A 21,418-nucleotide genomic window follows, 5' to 3' on the forward strand; every position below is an offset into this window, starting at 1 on the left:
CGTATGTCTGTGGCGACTCATCCAATCCAGGGAGCGTTACGATGTCTAATCCATACCGCGAGATTTTCCGGGCGCCGGGTGCGAAAGGTTTTTCGACCGCAGCTTTCTTCGCGCGTATTCCCATTGCGATGGCTCCAATCGGCATCGTCGCCATGCTCTCTCAGACGCGCGGCGAATATTGGCTTGCCGGGGCGGTGTCCGCCACCTTCGCTTTGGCCAATGCATTTGTCTCGCCGCAGATATCGCGTCTTGTCGACCGGCTTGGCCAGCGTGCGGTGGTCGCACCGGCCACCATTCTGTCGGTCATCGCCTTTGTCGTTCTCGTCATTGCCTCGAATCGGGATTGGCCGGCATGGACGCTGTTTGCCTCGGCCTTCCTTGCGGCCGCCATGCCGAGCATTCCAGCTATGGTGCGTGCGCGCTGGACGGAAATCTTCCGTGCCCGGCCTGAACTGAACACGGCCTTCGCTTTCGAATCCGCAGCCGATGAGCTCGTCTATATCGCCGGCGCTTCCCTTTCGGTCGGCCTCTCCGTCTCGCTGTTTCCGGAGGCCGGTATGCTTGTGAGCACGATCTTCCTTGCGCTGGGGACGACGGCTTTCTTGCTGCAGCGCTCGACCGAGCCGAAGGTGCGCGTGTCTGGTTCTGATCATCCGCAACATTCGGCTATCCGGCTGCGCTCGGTCCAGATCATCACGCTCGCCCTGATTTTCGTCGGCGCCACCTTCGCCACGGCGGAAGTGAGTGTCGTCGCCATCACCAAGCAGCTCGGCCAGCCCGGCGCCGCGAGCTTTGTCATCGGCGTCTATGCCCTCGGCTCGTTTATCGTCGGCCTAGTCATCGGCGCGCTGAACCCCAAGGCGCCGCTCCGGAGGCAGTTGCTGGTTGCTGTCGGCGTCCTTACCCTCACCTCCCTGCCGCTTCTCCTTGCCGGCACGTCGGTCGCTTTGCTTGCCTTTGCGGTTTTCCTGAGCGGCGTTGCCATCTCCCCGACCTTCATCACCGCTTTCGGGCTGATCGAACGCCGGGTGCCGGAGGCGATGCTGACGGAAGGAGTGACCTGGATCATGACGGGCATTGGCATCGGCATGGCGCTCGGCGCCTTCGTTTCCGGCTGGATGGTCGATAATTTCGGACCGGCGAACGGCTTCTGGGTTTCGGTCGTATCGAGCGCGGTCACCGTCTTGATCGTAGCGCTCGGCCAAAAAAGCCTGTCAGGCGCGCGAGCGGCCGATGTTGCGTCCGTCAAGCAAGCCGCCGAATGAGCGGAGCCGAAGACGAAACGAAGGTCCGGCCTGTCGAGCAAGCCGGACCTCAGTGCTGTGAGCGGGAGATTTGTCAGGGCCGCTATGCCGGTAACTGGAAGAACCAGTTGGCGATCAGCACGATGGCGAGGCCTCCCGCGAGTGCTAGATAGGGCAGGATTCCCGCTTTCCTGACACCCAGATCCTGGCCGATCAGCCCGAGATCGTCCATGGCGCCCGCCGGGAATTTGCCGCCGTCGCGCACATAGTGCCTGTAGGCGAAGACCGGCAGGATCAGGGCCGCGAAGGCAAAGCCGATCCAGAGCGCATTGGCATAGCCCCAAACCTTGGCGCCGGCGCCGAGGAAGAGGGCGTTGACGAAGGCAAGCACGGTGTTGAGGCCGAGGAGCCAGGACGGCGCTTTCCACGGACGCTCGATATGTCCGGAGTCCATGCGATGGATCCAGCCGGAATTGAGGTTGAGAAAATTGAAAATGATGTATCCGACGTTGGAAACGGCGAGCACGAAGAAATAGCCGCTGGTGTCGGACGCGATGGCCAGAAGAAAGAGATTGAAGGCGAAGTCCGTCCACATCGCTCTCGTCGGCGCGCCGTTCTCGTTCACATGATCGAGATATTTCGGCAGCCAGCCGTCCTTCGAACCCTGATAGAGCGTGCGCGATGAGCCGGCCATCGCCGTCATGATGGCGAGGAACAGCGCCAGGATCATCAGGACGACGAGCAGCTGTGTGACGATGCGGCCGGCGCCGATGAGGCCGCCGAGCGCTTCACCGACGCCGGTGCCGTCGACGATGCCCGGCGCCAGCATGCCGGCATGGCCAAGAACGCCCTGGAAGGCGAAGGGCACGAGGAAGAAGAAGATGCAGCAGGCAAGGCCCGAATAGAAGATCGCCTTGAACGTATCCGTCTTCGGATTCTTGAGTTCGCGCGTATAGCAGACCGCCGTTTCGAAGCCGTAGGTCGACCAGGCGGCGATATAAAGGCCGCCGAGGAAGAGCGTCCAGCCGCCATTGCTCCAGGTGCCGTCAGTCGCGGCGTAAGCCGCTGTCGGCGGCAACAGGCCCGTGACGTTGGTGGAGACGATCTGGCCGCTGACGATCGGATAGACGCCGATGATCAGCAGCGGCACGAGCACGATGATCGCCAGCCACTTCTGAACGCTTGCCGTCTCGGAAATGCCGCGATGCTGGATCGCGAAGATGATCAGCATCAGAATGCCGCCGATGAAGAAGGTGGCATTGATATTGGCGGTTGCGAGGAAGGGAATGTTGAAGCTGATGAGAGACCAGTTGCGGATGGCAGGCGTAAAGGCCGCAACGCCATCAGCGCTGAGCAGTGCCTTCACTGCGTCGTCGGGCGATGTACCGGCATGGGCCGCGATATATTCGGCAACACGCGGGCTATCGGCGGTGATCGACGCCGCATGCGCGCTGATCCAGCTGAGCACGGCCTGTGAGTCCGCCGCGGGAATGGGGAAGAATGCATTGAGGATATAACCGGCGGCGATGGCGCAGCCGAGCGAGAGTACCGGCGACCAGGCAAACCAGTTGCACCAGACGGAAAGCGGCGCGATGAACTTCGAATAACGCAGCCAGGCCGTCGCGCCATAGACCGAGGCGCCACCGGACTTGTTGCCGAACATGCCGGCAATTTCGGCATAGGTAAAGGATTGCAGGAAGCCCATGATCATCGAAATGATCCACACGACGAAGGCAAGCTTGCCTGTCGTGCCGGCGATGCCGCCGATGGAGAAGAGAACAAGCGGCGGCACGCCCGCAGCCACCCAGAACGCGCCCTTCCAGTCAAGCGCGCGTATAAGCTTTCCTTCGGTGCCAGCAGAAGCGCCAGCGTCCACGATATCCGTCATCGATGAAATTCCCCATTTTGTTCCGGACGTATCTCTCGTACGTCTCCCTGAACGTGCCTCCCATGGCATTGCGGGGCGTGCTGGAGATTTTCGTGAGCCGAGTCTATGCGCGGTTTCCAGATACATGCCCTTTATGCATAGTGAAGATATTTTCTTTTTAGTCAATATCCCTTTACTTTCGGATGGCATTTTGTCAGCATGATTCCGGTGTCCTGACGGACGTCATTTCCCGAGAGGACTTGATGCGAGATCTCCAGCCGCCAATAGCCGGAATACGGCCGATTTCGGCGAGCATTGTGCGCTATCCGGGCCTTCCAGCCCTGCCGCAAGATACTGAACGCTATCGCTGCAAGGGCGGTGGATCGCTGGTTGTGCGCGTCGAGCCCGGCGATCGGGTTTCGGTGACTGATAGCGAGGGTGGCCAGGTCTGCGAGCTCACCTTCCTCGACGAGACAGGCCGCTTTCAATCCACAGGCTTGGGGTCTGCATTCACCGGAGAAGCGACGGGTCTGAAAGCCATTCTTTCCTCGGGAGATGAGAGTGCCAATCGCACGCGCGCAACATTGGAGCGACGCGGCGCAGACCTAGCATCCGCAGCAGCATTGCACCTTTTCGGCGGGTCATCGCCTGCCGGTAGCACGGCGGAATTCACCATCGCGCTCAAGGGCCTGCTGATCGCCTGCGCGCCGGGAACAGCCATGTCGCCGGAAGCGCAGGATACGGCGACGCCCATCGAGGTCAGGATGCGCCGCACGACGATCCTGCGCGACTATGCCTCCGCGCTGCCCGAACCACTCGCCGACCCGATTGAGGATATCCGCATCCGGGCCGCGACCGCTTCGGCCTATTTCGTTCGCGCCGGCGAATATATCCAGATCATCGATGTCTATGGCCGGCAATGCACCGACTTCCAGGCGTTTTCCGCCCGCAAAGTCGACAAGGGTCTTGATCGCGCGCTCGATTCCACGGTAACCCGCACTCTGCTCGGCCGCAGCTATCCAGCACCCGGCTTGCCGTCCAAGGCCTTCGACCGCGATTTCGAGCCACTGGTGGAAATCGTCCAGGATACGGTCGGCCGCCATGACGCCTTCGCCACCGCCTGCAATTCCCGTTATTACGACGACATGGGCTATCCGGGCCACGTGAACTGCACCGACAATTTCAACGCGGCACTTGCGTCCTACGGTATTGCCGGCCGCAAGGGCTGGGAGGCGCTCAACTATTTCTACAACACCAATGTCGATCACAATAACCAGCTCTATCTCGACGAGCCCTGGTCGAGACCGGGCGACTACGTCCTGATGCGGGCTCTAACGGATCTCGTCTGCGTCTCCTCCTCCTGCCCCGATGACATCGATGCAGCCAATGGCTGGGACCCGACCGATATCCACGTGCGCACCTTTTCCGGCAAAGAAAAATTCACACGAGCGGTGGCCTATCGCATGACCCCTGACGCCGACCCCGAACTGACGCGGGAAACCGCGTTCCACCCGCGCCTTTCCGCCCTAACGCGCGATTACACCGAATATCGCGGCTTCTGGCTGCCGAGCCGTTTCTCCTCGGAAGGGCCGGTCGAGGAATATTGGGCCTGCCGCGAACGCGCCGTGGTGATGGACCTCTCGCCGCTGCGCAAGTTTGAGGTTACAGGGCCGGATGCTGAGGAATTGCTGCAATATTGCCTGACGCGCGACGTGCGCAAGCTCTCGACCGGTCAGGTCGTCTATTCCGCCATGTGCTACGAACATGGCGGCATGATCGACGACGGCACGCTGTTTCGCCTCGGCGACAAGAATTTCCGCTGGATCGGCGGCGATGACTATAGCGGCATCTGGCTGCGCGAGCAGGCCGAGAAAAAAGGCTTCAAGGCCTGGGTCCGGTCGTCCACCGACCAGATGCACAATATCGCCCTGCAGGGCCCGAAGAGCCGCGATATCCTCAAGGAGATCATCTGGACGGCGCCGCGTCAGCCGACGATCGGCGAGCTCGAATGGTTCCGTTTCGCAGTCGGCCGCATCGGCAATTTCGAGGGAGCACCAGTCGTCGTGTCGCGTACCGGCTATACCGGCGAACTCGGTTACGAGATCTTCTGCCACCCGAAGGATGCGGCCACCGTCTTCGACGCCGTCTGGAAAGCCGGTGAGCCATATGGGCTGAAGCCCATGGGCCTGGAGGCGCTGGACATGGTGCGTATCGAGGCCGGCCTGGTCTTCGCCCATCATGAATTCGACGATCAGACCGATCCTTTTGAAGCCGGCATCGGTTTCACCGTTCCCCTGAAATCCAAGCAGGATGATTTCATCGGACGCGAGGCATTGATCAGGCGAAAGGAAAATCCGCGTCATCTGATGGTCGGGCTTGATATAGAAGCCAATGAAGCCGTCGGACATGGTGATTGCATCCATATAGGCCGCGCGCAGATCGGCGTGATTACCAGCGCAACCCGCTCACCGATCCTGGGCAAGACCATCGCGCTTGCTCGGGTCGACGTCACGCATGCGGGGGTCGGCACCAAGGTCGAGATCGGCAAGCTGGATGGTCAGCAGAAGCGGCTTCCCGCCGTCATCGTGCCGCTGTCTCACTACGATCCGCAGAAGTCGCGACCGCGATCCTAACTTGCAACAACGTCACAGCCTCTGAGGCCTGTGCGCGGTTGGGCCTTCCAGTTGAATTTGCTCTATCTACTTCTAGTGGAGGACGCAGGCTGTCCGAGTGAAATTTCGAACGTGGCTCGGTTTTTTCAGCCTCCACGATCGCGCGAACGATGGAGAGACCAGGCCGGGGCGCCCTTCTTCAACAGAGCGGATCACGTGGCTCTCCGGTACTCTTCGGAGCCCCCGGGGAGCGATAACGCCGTCAAGTCATGACCCGTCATTCATTACGCTCGGATTTAGCCGACGCGTGGAACTTGCGATATATAATTCTGTATCAAGGATTGCATGCCATCGGAATCCTATATCATCAATGTTGACTTTGAATTGTCAGCGAGTTAGATACTGAATTCTTATCATAGGGTCTATTTGATTTAGGATGCTATATCATGTCCTACCAGAGCGAGAGCTTGATCGCGCAGGCTCGCGAGGCCCGTGAAGCCTTAGGCGTAAGCCAGCGCGTGCTTGGTGAGCGGGCGGGGCTGACGCAGAGCCATATCTCCCAAATCGAGAGTGGAAAGATGGAGCCAGGACTGTCGAGCTTCATCGATATGACCCGTGCGCTCGATCTCGAGCTCATGCTGGTGCCAAAAAAACTCGTGCCTGGGGTGCTCGGCCTGGTCAAGGCGCAGGCAACGCCGGATATGCACATCCATGCCGCTCAGTCCAACGATAAGCGCTTTGCTCGAGCCGAGCGAATGATCAAGAAGATGAAGCACCTCTACGGGAGCTCGGCCGACCTGGATCGCATCGAGGAGACGGTGCGCTTCTTGCGCCGAGTGAACCTCGGCGATCAGGAGATGCGGCTGGTGCGCGAGCTGATTGCCCGCCTCGAGCGATCCCAAGCCAGCGAGCAGGCGGCGGCCGTCGTCCGCGACATCGCGCAGAACCTGCGCAGGCTGCGCAATTCCATCACTCATCGCGTGTCTCCCGAACCGAGGCCAGCCTATTCGCTGGACGACGGAGACGATGATGCCTGACGTCTCGGTTCTCGATGTGCGGCTCTACGACGAGCCTATCGGCACACTCACCCATCTGCAGGGCGATCGGACGATCTTTGCGTTCAACGAGGACTATGTCGCGAATCCCGAGCGGCCTACCCTGAGCCTGTCGTTCAAGGATAACCTGGGAGGGCTCATCACCAATATTCGTCCAACCCAGCGGGTGGTGCTTCCGTATTTCTCCAACCTGCTACCCGAGGGCGGCCTGCGGCGCTATCTCGCCGAGCGGGCAGGGGTCAAACAGCAACGCGAATTCTTCCTGCTCTGGGTGCTGGGCCTCGACCTTCCGGGAGCGCTGTCGATCCATCCGGCAGCCGGCGAAGCGCTACCGCTGGGTGCGGGTGACGACTTGCCGGATGACGCCAAACCCAACGCCTTGCGGTTTTCGCTCGCTGGTGTCCAGCTCAAGTTCTCCGCGCTGGAAAACACTGGCAAGGGCGGCGGCCTGACCATTCCCGCTGAGGGCGTGGGGGGCTCCTGGATCGTAAAGCTTCCATCCCAGCAATTCGCCGGTGTACCGGAGAACGAATTCTCCATGATGACGATCGCCGGCATGATCGGCATGGACGTGCCGGTCATCAACCTCCTCGATCTCGATGCGATCGCCGGTATCCCCGAAGGCATCGGCGAACTGAAGGGACCCGCATTGGCAGTGAGCCGTTTCGACCGCACGGCCGACGGTCCGGTACACACAGAGGATTTCGCCCAGGTCTTCGGCGTCTTTCCGGACGACAAGTACAAGCGCGCCAGCTACGCCAATATCGCACGCGTGATCGGCACCGAGGCGGGTGACGCCGGGGCCGCCGAGTTCATCCGGCGGCTCGTGTTCAGCGCGCTGACAGGAAATGGCGACATGCATCTCAAGAACTGGTCACTGATCTATCCGGACCGGCGATCGGCCGCGCTTTCGCCGGCCTACGACCTGGTGTCGACCATCCCCTACATGAAGGACGAGGATACGGCCGCCCTCAATTTCTCTCGGACAAAGAAGATGGCCGAGTTCGATAGAGACGAACTTCGGCACTTGGCGGCCAAGGCACTTCTCCCGGAAAAACTCGTTATCGACACCGCTGCCGAAACTGTCCAGCGATTTCAGCAAGTGTGGGAGGCCGAGAAACGGCATCTTCCATTCGCCGCCACGGTCGCGAAGGCGATCGATGTCCACGCACGGACGGTGCCGCTCTACCGCGAACTCGCATAGGCGGAGGTTGGTTATGACTCGAGCGGTGCGGCTCATCTACGTCCAGGTGGCGCATCGGAAAGAACACTTGCCTGGAACGACATCGAAGTAGACCTAACGCATTTTAGTGCATTGCGCGCCGCTCATCAGAGGGGTGACCGTGACGGGAGCCAGTCTTTCTCGTCATGAACAACCCAGCTCCGCACGACCCTCTCACCGCCAAGTCGCTGCCGCCGATTGGTGGAATTCACATGCTTCAGCTTTTCTTTTGAAGAAGCGCTTGTTTGAGGCATCTGGGAAAAGCGAGCGAGCCTATCGGCCGTATTGAGGCAGGAGGCCGCACTTCCGAGCTTTAATCGGATTTCTTCTGCGCCGCCGAGATTGCACGCGCGGCCTCTTCCGAGGAGTTGGCAAGCGTGCGCATCTCCGCCGCCAATACAGCGAAGCCCGATCCGGCCGTGCCCGCTCTTGCCGCCTCGATGCCGGCATTGACGGCAAGCAGCTTCAAATAGCGCAGCGACTGCAGGATCTCGTTGGTCTTCGATGCCGTGACCCGCATGTCCGCGGTCTGCTCGTCGAGGCGCTGATAGAGCGATTCGATGTTGATGATGCTGCCTTCGAGATAAAGAAGCTCCCCTGCTTCGTCCCATACGCCGCCGCCGGTCTCCGTCACCCAGATTAGATGTCCTTCACGGTGGCGTATGCGATATTCCATCGTCCAGTCAGTACGGCTTGCCAAAGCTTTACCGACAAGTTCATCCATGAGGGGAACGTCCTCCTCGTACATGATGGAGGTAAAGGTCCGCGCGCGGTTGCCGACGATTTCGTCGGCGGGATAGCCGAAAATGCGCTCGATGCCGTCGGTCATGTCAAGCATCGTATAGTTTTCGTCCGCGCGGCAACGGTAGAGAAAGCCGGCCATGCGGCCGAGAACGCTTGTCTGAAAATCCATGAAGCCATGCCCGAAGAGAAGGTTGCGGATGAACTCGTTTCGTTTCAACGCATAAAAATCCGGCAAGGGCTGCTCTTCGCCTCCCTTGCCGGTTAGGTGGGAAAGTGATCCCTGATCAATTGCGCAGATATTCCTCCATGGAATCATCGAGCGCATCGACCCAGGGCGTATGGTGCTTCGGCGACATGTTGCCGGTCATCAGTGAGCGATAGGCATGGTCGCGGAAGCCCATGATGTTTTCCGCCTTGTGGTGCTCCCACTCCATGAAGGTCTTGTTCGTGCCTTCGATATCGAAGCTCGGATAATCCGTCTCGGCAAGCAGCTCCTTCACATAGTCGCCCTGATACCAGATCATCTGTTCGGCATCCTCGAGCGTCTCCTCGCGGGCGCGCCACTTGTCGAAATTCGCCTGCAGCTCACCCTCCGGAGGCAGCTTGATGCGACCCATGATGACATCGCGCGCCCACCAGGCCTGCACGTCGAACATGTTGAAGGTGTAGAATTGATCCTGCATGCCGATGTAGAAGAGCTGCGGGTTCCCGTCGAAAATCACGCCCTTGTAGAGGTGGTCGGCCCAGAGGCGATTGGCCGTCTTCAGGCGAAGGTCATCGGGCAGGAACGGAAAGTGATGCTGATATCCGGTGCAAAGGATCAGCGCGTCGACATCCTTCGATGAGCCATCGGCAAAATATGCCGTCTTGTTCTCCAGCCGCGTCAGCAGCGGCCGCTCCTCGAAATTCTCGGGCCATTTGAAGCCCATCGGCTTGGAGCGATAGCTCGTGGTGACGGATTTCGCCCCGTATTTCCAGCATTGCGAACCGATATCTTCGGCCGAATAGCTGCGGCCAACGATCAGCACATCCTTGCCCTTGAACTCCAGCGCGTCGCGAAAATCATGGGCATGCAGCACGCGGCCATTGAAGGTCTTTACCCCTTCGAAATAGGGCACGTTCGGCGTCGAGAAGTGACCTGAGGCGACGACGACATAGTCGAACTCCTCGTCATACATCCTGTCCTGCGTGCGATCATGCGCCGTCACCGTGAACTTCCTGGTGGCGCCGTCGAAACGCACCATTCGCACGGGCGTGCTGAAGCGCACCCATTTGCGCACGTCGGCCTTCTCGACACGGCCCTTGATATAGTCCCAGAGCACGGCACGCGGCGGATAGGAGGCAATCGGCTTGCCGAAATGCTCTTCGAAGGAATAATCGGCAAATTCCAGGCATTCCTTCGGGCCGTTCGACCAAAGATAGCGATACATGCTGCCATGGACGGGTTCGCCATATTCATCGAGGCCCGTGCGCCAGGTATAGTTCCAAAGGCCGCCCCAATCCGCCTGCTTTTCGAAGCAGACGACTTCCGGGATATCAGCACCCTTCTTTGCGGCCGATTGAAAGGCCCTTAGCTGGGCAAGGCCCGAAGGGCCGGCACCGATAACGGCAACTCGTGTCATGTGGCATTCCCCTTCTCGATTCTATCAAAGTTCTTATTGCATGCAGTCGTTTCGCGCCGCGTCCGGCATCAATCCGGGAAGATGCCGGGGCTGGTGGGCGCGCCGTCGTCATATCGCGAAAGCCAGTCGATCGTGGTCTGGCGGAAGCGCGTTAGGGCCTTGTAGTCGATAAGCTCGGGCGGCAGCGTCTTCAGCACACGCGGGAAGCGGCGCGCCCATTTCGGCACGGTGACGAGCTCGTTCATGTTCATCAAATAGCAACGGATGACGAAGAGGATGGCGTTCGAGCGCGGCAGACGCCACAGGCTCTGCAGCTCGACACGCAGATGCACCTTTTCGCCGACATTGTCCGGCGTCACCGTGGTGCGGTCCGGACCCCATTTCGGATAGTTTTCAGGACTGGTATCGAGGCGCGGATTGATCGTCATCGTCCAGTTGAACCGGCGGGTCGGCTTGCCCAGCTGCAGGTTCAAGAGGAATTTGAGCGCGCGGTCGAAGACGCCGATCTGGTGGGCAAGCGGCACCGGCCCGTGCCATTCCATGAAATTCATGCCGATATCGAAATCGAGCGACCAGTCGGCCTGGGTAGTGACCATGCCCGCATCCATCCAGAGATTGCCGTCGCGCTGGTCGACGATGCAGAAATCGCCCTGCGCCTGGCGGGTGATGTATTCGAAAGGTTCGTAAGGCAGCGTCGACGCATCACCCAACGTAAAGGTGTCGTCGATGCCAAGGGGACGATTGATCCAGCGCCACTGGTCGCCATTCTTGATGAGCGTGAAATGTTCGGGATAGCCGGCCGCCTGCTCTTCCATCAGCAGTTCCAGCGTATCCCATTGCGCGGACATCATATGCGGCAGCGCCTGATAGCGCAGCGGATCTTCCTTCAGCACCAGAGCCCGGTCGTGCATCTCGGCGACATAGTGTTCATCGACGTCGATGAGGCTTTCGTAGACCGTGTTCTTCCGCCCCTTCACATGCGGTTCCATGTTGACCGAATACATGTATTCGTCACGATCGAAGGGGAACGGGAAACGCCTGATATTTTCCGGACTGTTGCGGTAGCTGAAATCGTCCCTGAACGTTTCCTGCTTAAAGGCGATTGCCATGTCCGTTCTCCTGAATATCGGTTGAGTGCCTAAAGGTCGAGATGCAGCGCGCTTCCTTCGAAACGGGAGACGCAGATCATCACCTTTCGGCCCGAGGCCTTTTCTTCGTCGGTCAGATAGACGTCATTGTGCAGAAGCTTGCCGTCGCAGACGGCAACTCCCGTCTCGCATTGCCCGCAGGCGCCCCCGCGGCAGAGGAAGGGCGCATCGATGCCGGCAGCCTCGATCGCCTCCAGCATGCTCTCATGATGGCCAACGTGAACGGTCTTGCCGGACCGCGTCAGCGTGATGGAGAAGGGCTTGCCGGGCTGCGACGACAGGAAGCGTTCGGAATGCAGGTTCTGTTCCGGCCAGCCGGCCTCGATGCCCGTTTTCAACACGCCGTCGATCATGCCGGCCGGGCCGCACACATAGAGATGCGTGCCAAGCGGCTGACTTTCGAGCAGACGTGCCACAGGGATGAAATTGCGATCCGCATCGCAGTAGATCTTTATGCGCTGCGAACCATATTGCTCGACAAGCTCGCGGCAATAGGCGCCGCGATCGAGTGAACGCACGGCATAATGCAGCTCGAAGTTCGCGCCCTCGCGCGAGAACTGCTGCATCATCGCGATGAACGGCGTAATGCCGATGCCGCCGGCAATCAGCAGGTGCTTGCGCCCGCGCCAGTCCGGCTGGAAGAGATTGACGGGATAGCTGACCTTCAGCTCGTCACCCTCCCTTACCTTCTCATGCATGAAGGCGGAACCGCCACGCGATTCCTCGACGCGCAACACGCTGATCTCATAGGCCGAGCAATCATGCGGCGGTGACATCAAAGAGTAGGCGTTGCGACGCACATGCCCTTCATCATTCATCGAGACGATGACATGCGCGCCTCCCGAAAAATAAGGCATCGGCGCGCCGTCGAGACGCTCGAAGCGGAAGCGCTTGACGCGATCGGCGACGGGCGTCACCTTCGCGACACGAACCGGAATTTCCGTACCACCGCTCACAGGAACAACTCCTCGGGATCAGGCGCCGTGCCCGGTTCTTCCGCATCGACGTTGACGCCCTGGAAGGCGCCGAGACGACGCGAGTAGTGGTCGCGCACCAGAAGCGGCAGACCGCAATGGCTGCAATTGAACGGACTATGGGTTACATCGTCGGTGATGCCCTTGCAGTGGACGCATTGCACGCGGCGGGCCAGGGAGCCGCGATGTTCGGTCATGATCGAGGCATGATCCATGCCGTAATCGAGCGCCACCATCATCGCCTGGCCGATAAAGCCCTCGGTCCCGGCGATGTAAAGCCGCGTGCCCATATGCGCCGTCGCAAGCGAGCCTTTCAGGCGGAAAAGCAGTGTCGCGATCGTCGGCGCCGTGAAGAACATGTCGGCACCCAGCCTGCGCAGAGCCGCATCATGACCCTTGCCCTGCGAGCGGCGCGCGACATAGAGCACTTCGCTGCGCGACAGAATGGTATCGTCAAGCCCGGCCATCTGGTCGAGGAGGGCGTTGGCCCCCTCGCCTTCCAGTGCAAACAGATGCCGCCGAGCATGCGGCTGGATGGAGAGACCCTTATAGACCGGTCGGCTCTTGATGCCTTCGACAAGCATGAGCGCCTCCTTAGCCGATGGCCGTCCTCTTTTTCTTTTCCGGATCGTCGAACGGCAGCGTGTGGGCAATCGCGCTCGCCTTCAGACTCTTGCCTCGCACTTCGAGCCTCGTCCCCTGCACGGCCTTGTCGACGTCGAGACGGGCGATCGCCATCGATTTCCCGGTGAGTGTCGAATAGCAGGGGCAGGTGATGACACCGACCTTTTCGCCCTCGGCATAGACCTCGTCGCCGAGATCGGCCGGGCCGTCGGCATCGATCAGCATGCCGAAGATCTTGAAGCGCTCCTTGCCCTTGAGGCGCGCATGTTCCTCGGCACCGCGGAAGCCGGTCTTGCCGGGGCTAACGGTGAAGTCGAGGCCGAGTTCCCACAGGCTGTCGCCGGGCGGCTGGTCGGCAAAAGGATACATCTGCGAGTTATCATAGGGATAAAAGAGCAGGTAGCTTTCGACCCGCAGCATGTCGAGGACGCTAAAGCAGCAGGGAATAATCCCCATCTCCTCGCCTTCCGCGACGATGCGATCCCAGACCATCGGCGCATCCTGGCCACGAACAAAGATCTCATAACCGCGCTCGCCGGTATAGCCGGTGCGCGAGATCATCACTGGCGCGCCGAACAGCGTCGTCTGCATGTGATGGAAGTATTTGAGGTCGCGGATCCCAGGCACGTATTTGGCGAGATAATCGACCGCGACGGGTCCCTGCAGCGACAGATCGTGCAGATCGTCGTCGAAGAGGACGGCACAGTTGCGGCCGGCGGCCTGCTTGACGAGTTCCTCGTGGCCGGAGCCCGAACCATGCACCAGCATCCAGGAATTCGGTCCCGTGCGGTAGACGATGCAGTCGTCGGTGAAGTAACCGCGATCGTTGAGCATGGCGGCATAAACCGAGCGGCCGGGATAGATCTTGGACATGTCGCGGGTGGTGATATAGTCGAGCACGGCAATGGCGTGCGGCCCGACCAGATGCACCTTCTTGAGGCCGGAAACATCCATGATGCCAGCCTTGGTGCGGATCGCGACATGCTCCTGCGACATGTCCTTGTCGTAGGTCCAGGCGGTTCCCATGCCGCTCCAGTCCTCGAGCTTCGATCCGAGAGCACGGTGCCGGTCCGCCAAGGCGGAGAAACGCCACGATAATGCCATTTCGTTCCCTCTTTTTCTTCTATGGAATATTTATTTCCTGACTATAATCGTCTTTCCTGCCTTGGCAAGCCGATCCGAGGGTTTTTCTCAACCTCCGAATCGTGTTTTCGCTCAAAACTTCGGCGGTTTTTTATCCGCAGCACGATGGGCAGCGATGACGGTATTGGCCATCAGCATGGCGATCGTCATAGGGCCGACACCGCCCGGAACCGGCGTGATCGCTCCGGCAACGTCAGAGGCTTCCGCATAGGCGACGTCGCCCACCAGCCGGCTCTTGCCCTCGCCGCGCTCAGGGGCCGCGATCCGGTTGATGCCGACATCGATGACAGTCGCACCGGGCTTCACCCAATCCGCCTTGACCATCTCCGGACGGCCGACGGCCGCCACCAGAATATCGGCACCGCGTGCAACGGAGGCGAGATCCTTCGTTCGCGAATGCGCCGTCGTGACCGTCGCATTGGCAGAAAGCAGCAATTGCGCCATCGGCTTGCCGAACAGGTTGGAGCGGCCGATGACCACGGCATTGAGACCCGAGAGATCCTCGCCATGCACCCGGCGCACCAGAAGCATGGCGCCGGCCGGTGTGCAGGAGATCAGCCCGGTTTCGAGATCGCCGGTTGCCAGCTTGCCGGCATTGACGACATGCAGGCCGTCGACATCCTTGTCTGGCTTGATCGACTGGATGATCGCATCGGAATTCAGATGCTTCGGCAGCGGCAGCTGTACGAGAATGCCGTGGATGGACGGATCGTCGTTCAGCGAGGCCACCAAGCCAGTCAGCTCACCTTGCGTCGTCTCGGCCGGCAGGGTGTGCTGGATGGAGTTGAAGCCGCATTCCTTGGCCATTTTACTCTTGGAATTCACATAGGCGTGGCTGGCCGGATCGTCACCGACGATGACGACCGCAAGCCCGGTCTTCACACCGGCCTCAGCCTCAAGTCCCGCCGCCGCAGCCTTCACAGCCTCGATCACCGAAGCCGCCGCTTGTCTCCCGTCGATCACTGTCGCGAGCGCCATTGTTCACCCCATGCGCTCGGATGCGTAGGATCCCGGGCTTGCCGGGAAGACGACGGTGCGGTTGCCGTTGAGGAAGGTGCGGAAGTGGATATGCGCATGGATGGCGCGCGCTAACACCTGGCTCTCGACGTCGCGGCCGATCGAGACGTAATCATCGGCCGATTGTGCATGCGTGATGCGGGCCGTGTCCTGCTCGATGATCGGACCCTCGTCGAGATCGGCCGTCACATAATGCGCCGTCGCGCCGATCAGCTTCACGCCGCGCTCATAGGCCTGCTTATAAGGGTTGGCGCCCTTGAAGGACGGCAGGAAGGAATGGTGGATGTTGATGATGCGGCCCGACATCTTCCGGCACAGCGCATCCGACAGCACCTGCATGTAGCGGGCGAGCACGACGAGCTCGGTGCCGGTCTGCTCGACCAGTTCCAGAAGCTGGGCTTCGGCCTGCGGCTTGTTGTCCTTCGTCACCTTGATGTGGTGGAAGGGGATGTCGTGATTGACGACGACCTTCTGGTAGTCGAAATGGTTGGAGACGACGCCGACGATGTCGATCGGCAAGGCACCGATCTTCCAGCGATAGAGCAGATCGTTGAGGCAATGGCCGAAGCGCGAGACCATGAGCAGCACCTTCATGCGCTTCTTGGCATCGTGGATTTCTGAAACCATGGCGAACTTCTCGGCGATCGGCTTGAAGCCTTCGGCGAGTGCCGGTCCGCCGACGCCTTCTTCGGAGATGAAGGAGACGCGCATGAAGAACTTGCCGGTGTCGAGATCGTCGAACTGGCTGGAATCGACGATGTTGCAGCCCTGCTCGGCCAGGTAATTCGAGATCGCCGCGACGATCCCTCGCGTCGACTTGCACGTCACTGTCAATACATAGCTCGTCATGGTGATCTTCCTCTGCCGTCCACGGCCAGAAACCCGCCGTCGCGCCGAAGCATCCCGCTCCGGCGCATGTGCCAATTCAGGCATTTGTTCGCCCTGCACTCAGATATCGAGCGTGCTGTCGCGCTCCCACTGCGTGAAATGCGAGCAGTAGGCGTTCCATTCCTGATGCTTGAGCTTCAGATAGGCTTCGGAGAACTCCGAACCGATCGCCTGCTTCAGCCCCTCGTCCTCGTCATAGGCCCGCAGAGCATCGAGAAGATTGAGCGGCAGTCGTGGTGCATTCTTCACGAGATGCCCCTCCGCATACATGTCGATATCGTGATGCGGTCCGGGATCGGCCCGGCTGCGCAGGCCGTCAAGACCCGCGGCGATGATGACCGCCTGCAGCAGATAGGGATTGACCGCACCATCGGGCAGGCGCAGCTCGAAGCGGCCGGGACCGGGTACGCGCACCATGTGGGTCCGGTTGTTGCCGGTCCATGTCACGGTGTTGGGAGACCAGGTGGCCCCCGACGTCGTGCGCGGCGCATTGATGCGCTTGTAGGAATTGACGGTCGGATTGGTGATCGCCGCCAGCGACGAGGCATGTTTCATGATGCCGCCGAGGAAGTGCTTGCCCTCGGCCGACAAGCCAAATTCGGCTTCCCTGTCGGCGAAGACGTTGGTCCTGCCGTCATTGCTCCACACCGAAATGTGGCAATGGCAGCCGTTGCCCGTCAGACCCTTGAAGGGCTTTGGCATGAACGTCGCCCTGAGGCCATGCTTCTCGGCGACCGACTTGACCATGAACTTGAAGAAGGAGTGCTTGTCGGCCGTCTTCAGCGCATCGTCGAACTCCCAGTTCATCTCGAACTGGCCGTTGGCATCCTCGTGGTCGTTCTGATAGGCGCCCCAGCCGAGTTCGAGCATATAGTCGCAGATCTCGGCGATGACGTCGTAGCGGCGCATGACGGCCTGCTGGTCGTAGCAGGGCTTTTCAGCGGTATCGTATTCGTCTGAGATTTTCGAGCCATCGGCGGTGATGAGAAAGAATTCGGCCTCTACGCCGGTCTTGACGCGCTTGCCTTCGGCCTCGGCTTGGCTGACGAGCTTCTTCAGCACATTGCGCGGCGCCTGGGCAACGATCTCACCATCCATCATCAAATCGGCAGCAACCCAGGCAACCTCTTTCTTCCATGGGAGCTGGATGACGGAGGATGGGTCAGGCACGGCGAAAAGATCGGGATGGGCAGGTGTCATGTCGAGCCAGGTTGCAAAACCGGCAAAGCCCGCCCCGTCTTCCTGCATGCCGGCGATCGCCTGCGCCGGCACCAGCTTGGCGCGCTGACCGGAAAAAAGATCAGTATAGCTGATCATGAAATATTTGATGCCTTTGTCCTTTGCAAAGGCAGCAAGATCCAGTGTCATTCTCGTTCCCCTTTGGATTTCTTCGAGACACTTCGATGATGCATGCGACGGCCGGGCCTTTCGGTCCGGCTGGTAAGTTAAAAGCCTCCCTTGCCCGGATACCAGTTGGTGCCGGCAAGCGGAATCTGCGCCATGGCGGCAGCTTCCATCGTCAGCGCACAAAGGTCCTCTGGCTCGAGGTTATGCAGGTGATTCTTGCCACAAGCGCGGGCGATCGTCTGCGCCTCCAGCGTCATAACCTTGAGATAATTGGCAAGGCGCCGGCCGGCTGCAATGGGATCGAGCCGGCTTGCGAGCTCCGGATCCTGGGTCGTGATGCCAGCCGGGTCCTTGCCCTCGTGCCAGTCGTCATAGGCGCCGGCCGTCGTGCCGAGCTTCTGATACTCTTCTTCCCACTTGGGATCGTTGTCGCCGATCGCAACCAGCGCCGCCGTGCCGATTGCGACCGCATCGGCGCCGAGCGCCAGGGCCTTGGCGACATCGGCCCCGGAGCGAATGCCGCCAGAGATGATGAGCTGCACCTTGCGATGCATGCCAAGATCCTGCAGCGCCTGGACGGCGGGACGAATGCAGGCAAGTGTCGGCATGCCGACATTTTCGATGAACACGTCCTGCGTCGCCGCCGTGCCGCCCTGCATGCCGTCAAGCACGACGACGTCGGCGCCAGCCTTGACCGCCAGAGCGGTGTCGTAATAGGGGCGCGCGCCGCCGACCTTGACATAGATCGGCTTTTCCCAATCGGTAATCTCGCGCAACTCCATGATCTTGATTTCGAGATCGTCCGGGCCGGTCCAGTCCGGGTGACGGCATGCCGAGCGCTGGTCGATACCCTTCGGCAGGTTACGCATGTTGGCGACGCGGTCGGAGATCTTCTGGCCGAGCAGCATACCGCCGCCGCCGGGTTTGGCCCCCTGCCCGACCACAACTTCGATCGCATCGGCGCGGCGCAGGTCTTTCGGGTTCATGCCATAGCGCGAGGGAAGATACTGATAGACCAGTGTCTGCGAATGGCCGCGTTCCTCGTCTGTCATACCGCCGTCGCCTGTCGTGGTCGAGGTGCCCGCGAGCGTCGCGCCACGCCCGAGCGCTTCCTTGGCGTTGCCTGAAAGCGCACCGAAGCTCATGCCGGCGATGGTGATCGGCGTCTTGAGCGTGATCGGCTTCTTGGCGAAGCGGCTGCCGAGGACGACGGTCGTATCGCACTTCTCGCGATAACCTTCGAGCGGGTAGCGGGAGATCGACGCGCCGAGAAACAGCAGGTCGTCGAAATGCGGCACCTTGCGTTTCGTGCCAGCGCCGCGAATGTCGTAAATGCCGGTCGCCGCCGCACGGCGAATTTCCGCCAGCGTGTGATCGTCGAAGGTGGCGGACTTGCGCGGCGGCGTGTGCGGATTGTGGTAGCTCATGAGGTCCCCTTCGCCTTAGTACGCGTCGGCATTGTCGATGTTGAAATTATAGAGCTTGCGCGCCGATCCATAGCGCTTGAACTCTTCCGGCCTGACGCCGCGCACGCCGGCCTTCTCGAGAAGCTCGGCAAGCTTCTCCAGATGCTCCGGGCGCATCTCTTTTTCGATGCAGTCGGAACCAAGGCTTTTCACCGAGCCACGGACGAAAAGCTTGGCCTCATAAAGGCTGTCGCCCAGCGCATCGCCGGCGTCACCAAGCACGACCAGATGGCCGGACTGCCCCATGAAGGCGGACATATGGCCGATATTGCCGTAGACGACGATGTCGATGCCCTTCATTGAGATGCCGCAGCGCGAGGCGGCATTGCCCTTGATGACGAGCAGGCCACCCTGTCCGGTCGCCCCGGCATATTGGCTGGCATCACCCTCGATCACGACACTGCCGGACATCATGTTTTCCGCAACGCCCGGGCCGGCCGAGCCGTGCACGGTGACGTTACCGCCATCGTTCATGCCTGCGCAGTAATAGCCGACGGAACCCTTGATATCGACGGTGACCGGTGCGTCGATACCGGCGGCGACGGCATGATGGCCGCGAGGGTTGACGACTTCGAAAGCTAGATCGTTGGCGCCTGGGGGAAGGCCATGAAGAGCGCTGTTGAGTTCGCGCAGCGGCGTGACGGATAGGTCGAAAACTGGCATGTAAGATCTCTCTCGATTGCGGCGCTTCTGATCAGGCAGCCTTTTCGTGATCCCAGAAATAGACGGTCGCCGGTTCCGGCTCCCAGATGCGCGCATCCTCGATGCCCGGGAGATTGACGAGCGCACGATATTCGGAGCCGAAGGCGACATACTGGTCGGTCTCGGCCATGACCGCCGGCTTGCAGGCGATGGGGTCGCGAACGACGCCAAAGCCGGACTTGGTGCCGACGACGAAGGTGAAGAAGCCGTCGAGATCATCGACCGCGCTTTCGAGCGCCGCCCCGAGATCCTTGCCTTTCGCCATCTCGGCCGTGAGGTAGGCAGCGGCCACCTCTGTGTCGTTTTCCGTCTCGAAGGTCATGCCCTCGCGCTTGAGCTCGCGGCGCAGGTTATTGTGGTTCGATAGCGAGCCGTTGTGAACCAGGCACTGGTCCGAGCCGGTGGAAAAGGGATGGGCGCCGAGCGTGGTCACGGCCGATTCCGTCGCCATGCGGGTATGGCCGATGCCGTGTGTGCCGGACATGCCGGTCACCCCAAAGCGCGAGACCACATCCTTCGGCAGGCCGACTTCCTTGTAGATCTCGACGGTATCGCCGCTGCTCATGACACGGATATTCGGACGCGATGCCGTCAGGGCCGCCCTGCCCTCTTCGAGCTTGTCCTTGGCAAGGGTAATGACCGCATGCGTGCTCTTGACCACCACCGTCACAGGAACGTCGAGCGCCCGCCGGAGTTCATATTCCAGCCCGTCGAAATCCTTGGCCGGATCGGCCGACTGAACGGTGATCTTCGCCGTATTGCCACTATCGTTGCCGTAGATCGCAATGCCCGCGCTATCAGGTCCGCGATCGGTCATCGTGATCAGCATGGAAGACAAAAGCGCGCCGAGTTTCGGCTCGAGCGCCTTATCCTTCAAGAAAAGACCGACAATTCCGCACATGCCCAAACCCTCCGTTTTCGCATCTGCAAAAATGGCTATCAGGTCCGATACGATTTTTCAACTCAAAAGAATATTTTTTTCTTTTAAGGCAAGTCAGTCGGTCTTGCCGCGTTGTGGGTAACTGATGATCGACAGGTATTTCGCCGGCAGTTTCACCAGCACTTCCGGCCCATGCGGCGCGTCGGCATCGAAGAAGAGGCTGTCGCCCGGCTGCATCGGATAGAGCTGATCGCCGTGACGATACATCACCTCGCCTTCCAGCATATAAAGGAACTCCATGCCTTCGTGCTGGAACGTGGGGAAGACATCGGAATCCGCCGTCAGCGTGATGAGATAGGGCTCGACGATGACACCGCTCGAATTGTTGTCGATATGGCCGAGGAGATTATATTGATGGCCGGCGCGCGTACCGCGGCGCTCGAGCTCCACCCCCTGGCCAGCCTTGACGAAGACGGCGTTGCGCGGCTCTTCGTACCGGCGGAAGAAGGCGGTCAGCGGCACACCGAGGGCACGCGACAGCGATTGCAGCGTCGTCAGCGACGGCGAGATATTGCCGTTCTCGATCTTCGACAGCATTCCGAGCGAGATGCCGGTCGCGGCGGCAAGATCCGTCACGGTTATGCCGAGCTTCTTGCGATAGGCGCGGACCTCGTGGCCGATCGCCATTTCGAGATTGTTTTCCTTCGGTTCGCGAACCGCATGCGGATCCTGCAAAAAAGCCGACCGCCCAGCATGGGATTGGTCGTCGGCCGATATTTTATCTGCCTTGGTTTTCATTCGATATCCTTTTTGCCGGCAGGGCTTGCTGGGAAGGACTCTATCCTCTCAGTGAAATTTCCTCA

At 60.3% G+C, this 21,418-nt stretch carries 18 protein-coding genes; 4 read left to right on the forward strand and 14 right to left on the reverse strand.

Going from position 1 to position 21,418, the window contains the following annotated elements:
• The first annotated feature begins 41 nt into the window (after positions 1 to 41).
• On the forward strand, positions 42 to 1,265 hold the full coding sequence (locus FP026_RS07360; protein WP_149633963.1) for an MFS transporter: 1,224 nt from the start codon (positions 42 to 44) through the stop codon (positions 1,263 to 1,265).
• Between the two features lie 82 nt (positions 1,266 to 1,347).
• Here FP026_RS07360 and FP026_RS07365 read toward each other — a convergent pair whose 3' ends face one another.
• Positions 1,348 to 3,132, reverse strand: a complete 1,785-nt coding sequence (locus FP026_RS07365) for an APC family permease (protein WP_149633964.1) — start codon at positions 3,130 to 3,132, stop codon at positions 1,348 to 1,350.
• 242 nt (positions 3,133 to 3,374) lie between these two features.
• Between FP026_RS07365 and FP026_RS07370 the strand changes: the two genes are divergently transcribed.
• From FP026_RS07370 to FP026_RS07380, 3 genes are all read left to right on the forward strand, one after another.
• Complete coding sequence (locus FP026_RS07370; protein ID WP_149633965.1) at positions 3,375 to 5,744, forward strand: DUF1989 domain-containing protein; 2,370 nt, start codon at positions 3,375 to 3,377, stop codon at positions 5,742 to 5,744.
• A gap of 425 nt (positions 5,745 to 6,169) precedes the next feature.
• Positions 6,170 to 6,760, forward strand: a complete 591-nt coding sequence (locus tag FP026_RS07375) for a helix-turn-helix domain-containing protein (protein WP_149633966.1) — start codon at positions 6,170 to 6,172, stop codon at positions 6,758 to 6,760.
• The gene (locus FP026_RS07380; protein WP_149633967.1) at positions 6,753 to 7,982 is read left to right on the forward strand and encodes a type II toxin-antitoxin system HipA family toxin; all 1,230 of its coding nucleotides are present in this window, start codon (positions 6,753 to 6,755) and stop codon (positions 7,980 to 7,982) included. The genes FP026_RS07375 and FP026_RS07380 overlap by 8 nt, the downstream gene beginning before the upstream one ends.
• Positions 7,983 to 8,313: 331 nt before the next feature.
• Here FP026_RS07380 and FP026_RS07385 read toward each other — a convergent pair whose 3' ends face one another.
• From FP026_RS07385 to FP026_RS07445, 13 genes are all read right to left on the reverse strand, one after another.
• A complete protein-coding gene (locus FP026_RS07385) occupies positions 8,314 to 8,913 on the reverse strand; it encodes a methyl-accepting chemotaxis protein (protein WP_149634116.1) in 600 nt (199 codons plus the stop codon).
• 115 nt (positions 8,914 to 9,028) lie between these two features.
• Positions 9,029 to 10,366 carry an NAD(P)-binding domain-containing protein gene (locus FP026_RS07390; RefSeq protein WP_149633968.1) on the reverse strand — a complete coding sequence of 446 codons (1,338 nt, stop codon included), beginning with the start codon at positions 10,364 to 10,366 and terminating at the stop codon, positions 9,029 to 9,031.
• Between the two features lie 68 nt (positions 10,367 to 10,434).
• Positions 10,435 to 11,475 carry a heme-dependent oxidative N-demethylase family protein gene (locus tag FP026_RS07395; RefSeq protein WP_149633969.1) on the reverse strand — a complete coding sequence of 347 codons (1,041 nt, stop codon included), beginning with the start codon at positions 11,473 to 11,475 and terminating at the stop codon, positions 10,435 to 10,437.
• 29 nt (positions 11,476 to 11,504) lie between these two features.
• Positions 11,505 to 12,470: a PDR/VanB family oxidoreductase gene (locus tag FP026_RS07400; RefSeq protein ID WP_149633970.1), complete on the reverse strand. Its 966-nt coding sequence runs from the start codon at positions 12,468 to 12,470 to the stop codon at positions 11,505 to 11,507.
• Positions 12,467 to 13,072, reverse strand: coding sequence for a dimethylamine monooxygenase subunit DmmA family protein (locus FP026_RS07405; protein ID WP_149633971.1), 606 nt, complete (start codon positions 13,070 to 13,072; stop codon positions 12,467 to 12,469). Before FP026_RS07405 ends, FP026_RS07400 begins: the two co-directional genes overlap by 4 nt.
• A gap of 10 nt (positions 13,073 to 13,082) precedes the next feature.
• Positions 13,083 to 14,216: an aminomethyltransferase family protein gene (locus FP026_RS07410; RefSeq protein WP_149633972.1), complete on the reverse strand. Its 1,134-nt coding sequence runs from the start codon at positions 14,214 to 14,216 to the stop codon at positions 13,083 to 13,085.
• Positions 14,217 to 14,327: 111 nt separating this feature from the next.
• Positions 14,328 to 15,233, reverse strand: a complete 906-nt coding sequence (folD, locus tag FP026_RS07415) for a bifunctional methylenetetrahydrofolate dehydrogenase/methenyltetrahydrofolate cyclohydrolase FolD (RefSeq protein WP_149633973.1) — start codon at positions 15,231 to 15,233, stop codon at positions 14,328 to 14,330.
• Between the two features lie 3 nt (positions 15,234 to 15,236).
• A complete protein-coding gene (gene purU, locus FP026_RS07420; RefSeq protein ID WP_149633974.1) occupies positions 15,237 to 16,121 on the reverse strand; it encodes a formyltetrahydrofolate deformylase in 885 nt (294 codons plus the stop codon).
• 99 nt (positions 16,122 to 16,220) lie between these two features.
• Positions 16,221 to 17,528 carry a type III glutamate--ammonia ligase gene (gene glnT / locus FP026_RS07425; RefSeq protein ID WP_149633975.1) on the reverse strand — a complete coding sequence of 436 codons (1,308 nt, stop codon included), beginning with the start codon at positions 17,526 to 17,528 and terminating at the stop codon, positions 16,221 to 16,223.
• A 77-nt stretch (positions 17,529 to 17,605) separates the two neighbouring features.
• The gene (locus FP026_RS07430; protein ID WP_149633976.1) at positions 17,606 to 18,934 is read right to left on the reverse strand and encodes an FMN-binding glutamate synthase family protein; all 1,329 of its coding nucleotides are present in this window, start codon (positions 18,932 to 18,934) and stop codon (positions 17,606 to 17,608) included.
• 15 nt (positions 18,935 to 18,949) lie between these two features.
• On the reverse strand, positions 18,950 to 19,636 hold the full coding sequence (locus FP026_RS07435) for a GXGXG domain-containing protein (protein WP_149633977.1): 687 nt from the start codon (positions 19,634 to 19,636) through the stop codon (positions 18,950 to 18,952).
• Between the two features lie 31 nt (positions 19,637 to 19,667).
• A complete protein-coding gene (locus tag FP026_RS07440; protein ID WP_149633978.1) occupies positions 19,668 to 20,576 on the reverse strand; it encodes a class II glutamine amidotransferase in 909 nt (302 codons plus the stop codon).
• Between the two features lie 93 nt (positions 20,577 to 20,669).
• Positions 20,670 to 21,353 carry a helix-turn-helix domain-containing protein gene (locus FP026_RS07445; protein WP_149633979.1) on the reverse strand — a complete coding sequence of 228 codons (684 nt, stop codon included), beginning with the start codon at positions 21,351 to 21,353 and terminating at the stop codon, positions 20,670 to 20,672.
• Positions 21,354 to 21,418: the final 65 nt, after the last annotated feature.

The organism is Martinezella tropici (genome assembly GCF_008370325.1).
In the GTDB taxonomy this organism is placed as follows: domain Bacteria; phylum Pseudomonadota; class Alphaproteobacteria; order Rhizobiales; family Rhizobiaceae; genus Rhizobium; species Rhizobium tropici_B.

Excerpts from the sequence above, each read along its gene's own strand:
- FP026_RS07360 (WP_149633963.1), top strand. The coding sequence starts at position 42 with ATGTCTAATCCATACCGCGAGATTTTCCGGGCGCCGGGTGCGAAAGGT.
- FP026_RS07365 (WP_149633964.1), bottom strand. The coding sequence starts at position 3,132 with ATGACGGATATCGTGGACGCTGGCGCTTCTGCTGGCACCGAAGGAAAG.
- FP026_RS07370 (WP_149633965.1), top strand. The coding sequence starts at position 3,375 with ATGCGAGATCTCCAGCCGCCAATAGCCGGAATACGGCCGATTTCGGCG.
- FP026_RS07375 (WP_149633966.1), top strand. The coding sequence starts at position 6,170 with ATGTCCTACCAGAGCGAGAGCTTGATCGCGCAGGCTCGCGAGGCCCGT.
- FP026_RS07380 (WP_149633967.1), top strand. The coding sequence starts at position 6,753 with ATGCCTGACGTCTCGGTTCTCGATGTGCGGCTCTACGACGAGCCTATC.
- FP026_RS07385 (WP_149634116.1), bottom strand. The coding sequence starts at position 8,913 with ATGGATTTTCAGACAAGCGTTCTCGGCCGCATGGCCGGCTTTCTCTAC.
- FP026_RS07390 (WP_149633968.1), bottom strand. The coding sequence starts at position 10,366 with ATGACACGAGTTGCCGTTATCGGTGCCGGCCCTTCGGGCCTTGCCCAG.
- FP026_RS07395 (WP_149633969.1), bottom strand. The coding sequence starts at position 11,475 with ATGGCAATCGCCTTTAAGCAGGAAACGTTCAGGGACGATTTCAGCTAC.
- FP026_RS07405 (WP_149633971.1), bottom strand. The coding sequence starts at position 13,072 with ATGCTTGTCGAAGGCATCAAGAGCCGACCGGTCTATAAGGGTCTCTCC.
- FP026_RS07410 (WP_149633972.1), bottom strand. The coding sequence starts at position 14,216 with ATGGCATTATCGTGGCGTTTCTCCGCCTTGGCGGACCGGCACCGTGCT.
- folD (WP_149633973.1), bottom strand. The coding sequence starts at position 15,233 with ATGGCGCTCGCGACAGTGATCGACGGGAGACAAGCGGCGGCTTCGGTG.
- purU (WP_149633974.1), bottom strand. The coding sequence starts at position 16,121 with ATGACGAGCTATGTATTGACAGTGACGTGCAAGTCGACGCGAGGGATC.
- glnT (WP_149633975.1), bottom strand. The coding sequence starts at position 17,528 with ATGACACTGGATCTTGCTGCCTTTGCAAAGGACAAAGGCATCAAATAT.
- FP026_RS07430 (WP_149633976.1), bottom strand. The coding sequence starts at position 18,934 with ATGAGCTACCACAATCCGCACACGCCGCCGCGCAAGTCCGCCACCTTC.
- FP026_RS07435 (WP_149633977.1), bottom strand. The coding sequence starts at position 19,636 with ATGCCAGTTTTCGACCTATCCGTCACGCCGCTGCGCGAACTCAACAGC.
- FP026_RS07440 (WP_149633978.1), bottom strand. The coding sequence starts at position 20,576 with ATGTGCGGAATTGTCGGTCTTTTCTTGAAGGATAAGGCGCTCGAGCCG.
- FP026_RS07445 (WP_149633979.1), bottom strand. The coding sequence starts at position 21,353 with ATGAAAACCAAGGCAGATAAAATATCGGCCGACGACCAATCCCATGCT.